This is a genomic window from Methanomicrobia archaeon (assembly GCA_016930255.1).
GTDB lineage: Archaea > Halobacteriota > Syntropharchaeia > Alkanophagales > Methanospirareceae > JACGMN01.
Map to the genome: position 1 here is coordinate 1 of JAFGHB010000065.1, position 7,594 is coordinate 7,594.

7 protein-coding genes and 1 tRNA gene are annotated in these 7,594 nt (G+C 50.1%); 4 read left to right on the forward strand and 4 right to left on the reverse strand.

Annotated elements, in window-relative coordinates; genetic code table 11:
• Positions 1 to 133 precede the first annotated feature (133 nt).
• Positions 134 to 1,324: a DUF2341 domain-containing protein gene (locus tag JW878_08895; GenBank protein ID MBN1763172.1), complete on the forward strand. Its 1,191-nt coding sequence runs from the start codon at positions 134 to 136 to the stop codon at positions 1,322 to 1,324.
• A 51-nt stretch (positions 1,325 to 1,375) separates the two neighbouring features.
• On the opposite strand, the gene JW878_08900 is transcribed toward JW878_08895, so the two are convergent.
• Complete coding sequence (locus tag JW878_08900) at positions 1,376 to 1,978, reverse strand: metal-dependent hydrolase (GenBank protein ID MBN1763173.1); 603 nt, start codon at positions 1,976 to 1,978, stop codon at positions 1,376 to 1,378.
• Positions 1,979 to 2,050: 72 nt separating this feature from the next.
• Between JW878_08900 and JW878_08905 the strand changes: the two genes are divergently transcribed.
• Positions 2,051 to 3,340 (forward strand): tRNA pseudouridine(54/55) synthase Pus10, encoded by a 1,290-nt coding sequence (locus JW878_08905; protein ID MBN1763174.1) that lies wholly within the window; start codon positions 2,051 to 2,053, stop codon positions 3,338 to 3,340.
• Between the two features lie 35 nt (positions 3,341 to 3,375).
• Here JW878_08905 and JW878_08910 read toward each other — a convergent pair whose 3' ends face one another.
• The 3 genes from JW878_08910 to JW878_08920 form a co-directional block, all read right to left on the reverse strand.
• Positions 3,376 to 4,572 carry a CBS domain-containing protein gene (locus tag JW878_08910; GenBank protein ID MBN1763175.1) on the reverse strand — a complete coding sequence of 399 codons (1,197 nt, stop codon included), beginning with the start codon at positions 4,570 to 4,572 and terminating at the stop codon, positions 3,376 to 3,378.
• A gap of 180 nt (positions 4,573 to 4,752) precedes the next feature.
• Positions 4,753 to 5,811 (reverse strand): V-type ATPase subunit, encoded by a 1,059-nt coding sequence (locus JW878_08915; GenBank protein MBN1763176.1) that lies wholly within the window; start codon positions 5,809 to 5,811, stop codon positions 4,753 to 4,755.
• Between the two features lie 45 nt (positions 5,812 to 5,856).
• Positions 5,857 to 5,929 (reverse strand) — tRNA-Pro (locus JW878_08920).
• Between the two features lie 126 nt (positions 5,930 to 6,055).
• On the opposite strand from JW878_08920, the gene JW878_08925 reads away from it, so the two are divergent.
• Positions 6,056 to 7,057 carry a deoxyhypusine synthase gene (locus tag JW878_08925; GenBank protein MBN1763177.1) on the forward strand — a complete coding sequence of 334 codons (1,002 nt, stop codon included), beginning with the start codon at positions 6,056 to 6,058 and terminating at the stop codon, positions 7,055 to 7,057.
• Positions 7,058 to 7,294: 237 nt separating this feature from the next.
• A partial coding sequence (locus tag JW878_08930) for a histidine kinase (GenBank protein ID MBN1763178.1) occupies positions 7,295 to 7,594 on the forward strand: 300 nt, incomplete at its 3' end.

Below are 7,594 nucleotides of genomic sequence, written 5' to 3' on the forward strand. Positions count from 1 at the left end.
AATCCTCCTTTACAGAAAAAGAAAGAAAAGAGGACTCATAAAAACGAATACATCGATGTGTAACCTTTTTTGGTTTACTTAACAGAATAAGAAGTTTTTTATACTGCTAGAACAAATCATTCCAGTACTGATTATGACCAAGATTCTTCCGTGGTGGAAGGGTATGCTGATCGGTGCGGCGGCGGTGCTGCTGCTTCTTCTGGCTATGGCAACGGTGCCGATGGCGAGCGCTGGGTGGAACTCCTACAAGACGATAACGATCGACGGCAGCAAGGTGCAGGGCTCGCTGACGGATTTTCCCGTGCTCATCTCCATAACAGATACCGATTTGAGAGACGACGCTCAGGACGGCGGCGACGATATCCTCTTCACCAATGAAGGCAATTCGGTGAAGTTAGACCACGAGATCGAGGAATTTGACGGCTCGACGGGCGATTTGGTCGCGTGGGTGCGGATTCCTTCTCTCACCTCCGGCACTAGCTACACGCTGCGGATGTGGTACGGCAACCCGAGCTGCGGCCCGCAGGAGAATCCCGAAGCGGTCTGGGACAGCAATTACAGGATGGTGCAGCATCTGGAGGAGCCTGAGGATCAAACATCTACCGATTCTACATCGTATGACAATGACGGATCGGTCTTCGATGATACCTACGTTGATCAAAACGCCACGGGGAAGATAGACGGCGCTGATCTTTTTGATGCTCTAATTGGTCGAAGTTATATCGAAGTTCCGACTTCCAGCAGTTTGGACATCACGGGAAGTTTCACGCTCGAAGCATGGGTTAACGTCACGACATTTCATGCCTCGAGGGTAGACGATGTAATCTGCAAAAATGCATATGGTATGGGAATCGATGAGGGGGAAATAGTAATGGAGGTAGTACATGGGGACCACCACCGAACAACCGGTGCAGGGTTAACCACGGGAACGTGGTACTATATCGTCGCGGTTTTTGATAATTCGGCCGATAAAGTCTACATTTATCTCAACGGCTCTGAGAAATTAAATGCGGATGAAACTAACACACCGAGCGCAAACACCAATGAGTTAGAAATCGGCACGTGCTCTGCTAATAAGGGCGGCAAAAATGTCGACGGTATCCTCGATGAAGTCCGCATCTCCGCTACTGCACGCGATGCCAATTGGATCAAAACTAGCTACACCAATCAGAACGATCCCGGTGAAGGCGGCTTCTTGAGCAGTATCGGATCCGAGGTCACTCCCGAGTCGGAGCAGCCGGTCCCCGAGCTGCCCACGCTACTTCTGTTCAGCATCGGGCTGATTGCACTTACTGGTTATCTCTACGTGCGAACACATTCGTAACCATTACTGAAGTGAGGGATGACCCGGTGAAATGACCTGTCTGTGAGTTTTTTATGATATCGCCCGCTCGCTCCACCGTTGGGTTCTCAGCCACTGCAAGGCGAAGAGCAGCAGGATGGCTATGCCGAGCAGATCAGAATAGAAAGCGTACGCGGCTTCTGGCGAGAGCGAGTACGTACGGAAAAACGCTGCTATGAAATAATCCCACCAGTGCAGCTCTACAATGCCCTGCGGGAACGCAAACCCAAACGCGGGATACAAGAGCGTCTCGGGCGTGCGCCACATCTGATCCTCGCAGAGGTGTATAAACGCAGCACCACAGAGCATAACGCCCCACAGCTCGCCGTTTCGCTTATAATCGTACAGGCCGATGACAAGGAGGATAAGAACAAAGAGGAGCGTGTGAGCAAAGAGTCTGCCGTTTGAGAGTGATTGTGACAGTATAATCTCTCCGATCGGCTTGTCAATCAGATCAGGAAGGATCGCGCCCACGAGCACCGCGCCGTAAAGCTGGCGGTTCGGCTCGATTTTCAAGATGCGGAAGAGCAGTACGGCGATTCCCAGCGTTATTCCCAGATGCCCGAACAGAAACACGGTCTCTCTCCTCTCTTCATTTCTAATAGCCGTGTAACATAAAACGCGCACTCGTAACATGACGATAGGCGCTACTGATATATCAATAGAACTAAAAGGAATGAGATTACAGAAATCTTTGGACAACCAACAATGGCGAGCAAAGATGCCGATGCAGAGCAGGGATTAGAAACTGAGGAGCTACTGGAGAGCGCGCAGAAGATAGCACGAGAGGGGCCTATCTGTGACCACTGCCTTGGCAGGCAGTTCGCAAAGATTGCTTCTGGGCTTTCAAACGAGCGACGCGGGGCAATACTTAGGGCTGCCCTGGAAGAACGCGGGGAGGGACCCGAAGAGGGTAAATGCTGGGTCTGTAACGGTCTGTTTGAGAAGCTTGATGTGTGGGGGTTACAAGCATCGGAAACGCTGAAGGATTATGAGTTTGAGTCCTTTTTGGTGGGCACAAGGGTCAGCGGGCTGCTGCTGGAGAACGAGGATCTGCTGTGGGAGATCGCGGGTGCCGTGCATGCCGAGCCGTTGAAAGCCGAGCTGAATCGAGAGGTAGGAAAGCGAATCGAGCGAGAGACGGGAAAACGGGCCGAGTTTGACGCGCCGGAGCTCGTTGTCGTGCTCAATCTCCAGACGGAATCGGTCGAGGTGCAGTCGAACGCGATTTTTGTCTACGGGCGATACTTGAAGTTCGAGCGTGGCATACCACAGACGAGATGGTTCTGCAGGGCGTGCCGGGGCAAAGGTTGCGAGCGGTGCAATTTCACGGGCAAGATGTATCCGGAATCCGTCGAGGAACTGATAAGCGGCTCGCTATTAGAACTGTTTCACGGCGAAGAGATGGTGCTGCACGGATGCGGACGGGAGGATATCGATGCCTGTATGCTTGGGTCGGGCCGTCCGTTTGTGCTGGAGCTAAAAGAGCCACAGCGGCGGTACGTAGACTTGCGAGCTGCTGAGGAGATCGTGAATGCCGAGAACGCAGGCAAAATAAAAGTGTTTGATCTTCAGTACGTGAAAAAGGGGCTGGTAGCAGCGTTAAAGAACGCGAAAGCCGAGAAGACTTACCAGGCCACCGTGGAGTTCAAAACGCCTGAGATGATCGATGAAATCGCAGTGAAAAATGCGCTCGATACGTTATCTGGTGCGATGATCGAGCAGCGGACGCCAACGCGCGTCGCACATAGAAGAGCAGATTTGGTGAGGGAGAGAAAGGTGGCTACCACACGTTTGGTCTCTTTTACCGCAGAAGCGCGTCGTGCCGTTATAGAGGTGAAATGCGATGCCGGCTTATACGTAAAGGAACTCGTATCAGGTGATGCAGGAAGAACAAAGCCGAGTTTAAGTGCATTGCTCGGAATGGAAGCGGAAGTGACGGACCTGGACGTAATCGATGTCGATTTGAACATACCTGTGCCGGATTACAACTTATAACGTGTTTGAAACGTTACCCGGTTCCTAAAAGCTGATTATTTCTCAAGAGCCTTGCGATTCTGTGTCCGTTTCCGCCCACGGTCTTCCTCGATCTGCCGCTCAACCGATAACAGAGCATCCTTCAATACCTCGATAAAGTCCCATCGGCGCTTTCTCACCTTCGTCTCTTCCACCACGTCCTCAGCCGTTGCCGTGATCGTCTTGATGGGTTTCGGCTCGGCTCCACCGACGTACAATTTATCTGGGGTTTTTACCTGCGCGCTTATCTTATAATACGGGACGCCGCCGCGGTTATGCTCCTTCTTGATCACGATCTTTATCCACTGCATCCGTCTGGCGAATTTGGCTATCTTTCGCACTTCCGTCTCGATTATCCGCTCTGCAAGATCCTTATACTCGTCATCGAACGAGCCCTGAATCTCAACTTCCACCATTGCCTCCTCTCTCAGCGTGCGCAGATACCGCAGGATGTCCTGTATAGTGACGATACCACGGGGAACTCTATCCTTGACGATTGGCACACCACGAATATCGTGCTGCTGCAGTAAATTCGCCACATCAGCGAGATTCGCATCAATATCAGCTGTGATCACCGGCGCATTCATAATGACCGAAACCGGCTGCTCCATCCGTGTCACTTTCTCGCCTTTAAACTCGCCAGAAGTCATCCGCCGTCTTGGCTTGTAAACTTTTTTTAAGATATCGCCGCCGGTAACGATGCCCAGTAAATCACTCATTTCGTCAACTACAAGAACGCGACCTACACCGTCTTTTCTCATGATACTGCGAGCTTTACCAATGCTGTCCGTCTCTTCTACACAGATTGGATTACGATTCATCATTCTTCGCACTTGCACATCTTTTAAGAGGCGGGATTCAGAGCCGCGTTTCATAAAGTCATACTCCGTGACAATCCCCACAAGTGCGTCATCGTCGTTAACCACCGGAGCCGCTCTCTGACCACTGTCCATGAGTTCACGGATTGCATCAATAGTTGGTGTGTCTTTGCGTACGCTGTGCGGTTTAAACATGAATTCATCCACATGTGCGTCTGAATTAGACGCAAGGAGCAGATCCTGAACGTTAACAAGATATACCCCCCCACTCGCACGTACCACCAAGTTGTGAAATTTGTTCTTCTCCATAATGCCTATAGCCGTCCCTATAGACGTATCAGGCGTTATGGTGACTACATCTCTTGTACTTATCTCTATTACCGGTTCGTCAAACATGGTTTTTTCACCTTTTCTCTCTCTCTCTCTTTCTCTATAACTTCAGGCAGACCGAATGTCAGTCCGTAGCCATAGTATACCAGATGGGCTTCCTGATTAAAAAACTACCGGATCTATCCCGTTCAACGCTGCAAGACCATTTTTTTAGATAACCAAATGAAGCTGCATAGCGTTTCTCACCTAAGAGGAGAGAACAAGTTTTGAGATTTCCTCGGGTGGTAGGTCGTTCTCCTTGCAGACCGCGATGGTGCAGAGATTCTGTATCTCCAGCTCCTTCAGGTACAGAAAGCCAATGATCGTGCCAATATTAATCGGATAGCCCTTCAAAGTCTTCTTCACGGTCACGAAGAAGTATCGCCAGAGTGCGTCCTCGAAGGGAATAAGCGACCTATCCGACTCGTACAAGGGCACTGTGCGGGTTAACACGTTCTTATAGTCAGAGGTGGGCATTGCGCGGATAGCTGCAGTGACATTCTCCGCCGATACCGAGTCATTCAGCGCCGCCGCAGTGAAATCAACGGCGTACGAGTAGGGCAATAAGTAATCTCGCAGTTCATCTTCCGCTATCCCTTCGGCTTTGCATCGCAGCACCGTCATGAGATTCACGAAATCCAATTCCGACCCCACTATTTTCTTTACGATCTCCTTATCGATCCTCCTTAACTTGTCGGTTTTATCCCAGATCGCGCCGCAGAGTTCCTCATCAAGCGACTTCTCAAGGACGAATAGCCGATCCGTTTCCTCGTACTCGAGTAGCACGCTTTCCAGAGCGTCTCTATACGGACTCTCTACGTGGCTCAGTACTTCATCTAGCGAGTTATAATCCTTCAATTTGCTTATTCTGCGCTTGAAAATATCTTCAACGGGAAAAATTAGAATGTCTTCGGGACCTCGTGTTCGCGCGGCAGCAGCTTTCGCCCGTATAATCGCTTTGAGATTCTTCACCTCTAACCGTCTAAGGATCTCTTCAAAAATGTCCCGTGTCGCTCCTTTTGTGGATCTGAGTACCATTTGATACTGGTCGACGAGTTCATCCTTCAACGCGATTTCTATGCCGCGCGCGTCTACCGTTGTCAACCCCGCTTTCGCTAATTTCTCTTTATACGCGGTATCCATGAGTAACGAGAGGAACTCTCCTGGACGAGCATCTACAAGCTCTCGTAACCTCCCCTCGTCTATAATATCGCCCACCCGAGCTCTTATCCGTGCATATACATTCGCATAGTTCGATACGCTCATCTCATCTCTCACCTCTTCTCTTTACGTACGCTGAGGGAACATGGATGGGGCTGCGGAGATTTGAACTCCGGTTACCAGCTCCCCGAGCTGGAAGGATGCCTGGCTACCCTACAGCCCCTCGCTACTCACATCCTCTACGGTGACTTTACTTTCTCTTTCTTATCTATTAAAATGGATACTTTCTGTGTCCTGATCCTTTTTGTGGTTTTGTTCTGTTTCTTTATTGTAGATGTAGAACAGGAAAATGAGTGGCGAAGAGGCTTCAAAGCATTTAGCGGGATTGCGAGAAGTGAAAGGGGTTGAGATAGGGGCGCATACAAGTGTAGACGAACTGGTGACGGGATTACGAGGATGCGCCTTTGGCGCTGGTAGATTGGCAAAGGCGGTGGACATATACGAGGCGATGCTGAACGAAGAAACGACGAAGTTTATGGGCGTCTCCGGTGCGCTGGTCCCGGCAGGGATGCGAAGCGTACTCTCAGGGCTGATTCGTGATCGGTACGTGGACGTCGTGGTAACGACCGGCGCGAACCTCGTGCACGACATTATAGAAACGCTCGGCGAGCATCACTATCTGGGCGGCGATGTTGACCGGGCCACGGGGGGTGAAGCGGTAGATGACGTCAGGCTCAGAAAGCAGGGGATAGACAGAATCTATGACGTGATGGTGCACGATGAGGCCTTTGCGCGATTGGAGGAGTTTTTACGAGGCGTGTTCGAGCAGCTCGAGTCTCGAAGATACAGCATACGGGAACTACTCACGGCGATTGGAAGGGAACTTTCGGATAGAAATTCGATGTTACGGAGCGCCGTGGACAATGATATCCCAGTATTCTGCCCGGCTCTTGCCGATTCTATGATTGGACTCCATGCGTGGCTTTACAAACAGGCTGGCTCCTTGGAGGTTGATGCATTCGATGACATGAAGGAGCTGATCGATCTCTTCAGCGAAGCAAAACGCACGGGTGCAATAATACTCGGCGGTGGCGTGCCAAAGAATTTTATATTCCAATCTGCGTTAATCGCACCGCGAGCAGAGGAACAGGAGGGCTTGGATTACGCGATACAGATAACCACGAGTACGCCAGAGGACGGCAGCTTGAGCGGTGCCACATTGGACGAGGCGAAATCGTGGGGTAAAATCGGCGAGACCGCAAAGGCCGTTACGCTTTACTGCGATGCCACCATTGCATTCCCGATAATAGTGGCTGCGGTGCGAGAACGAATGGAACGACGGCATGAATGAAGAATACTCTCGACATATGCGTTCCTCTTGGAGTACTACTCATCTGATGGATCATTGAGGTGGCATCTTCATCCAGTTTTTTAAGCAATTCTTATTCGTAAGTTGCCAATTTTTCAAAAAAATCTTCGAATAGTTGAAATCTTTTTAGATAACAATGCGCACGTAACTTAAAAATTTGATAATATTAATTACAAAAATGGATAGTTTTATATCGTAACTAGAAACGTCTGTTTCTACATGACACTGCAGAAGAAGGTCCTGATCACGATAGGCGCGGCAATCGTCTTTATGGTCGTCGTTCTTTTTGCCATTTCACAAATCTTCATACTGAGCAGTTTCATCGAGCTGGAGGAAGAGCATACCCGCCAGAATGTTGAACAGGTCACGAACGCATTAGCAGGAGAAATTTCTCATATAGATACTATAACGTTCGATTGGGCCGCATGGGACGACACCTACGCCTTCATCGAGGATCGCAATGAAGAGTATATCGCGTCGAATCTTATTGACGGAACATTCGCCGATTTAGAGCTCAAC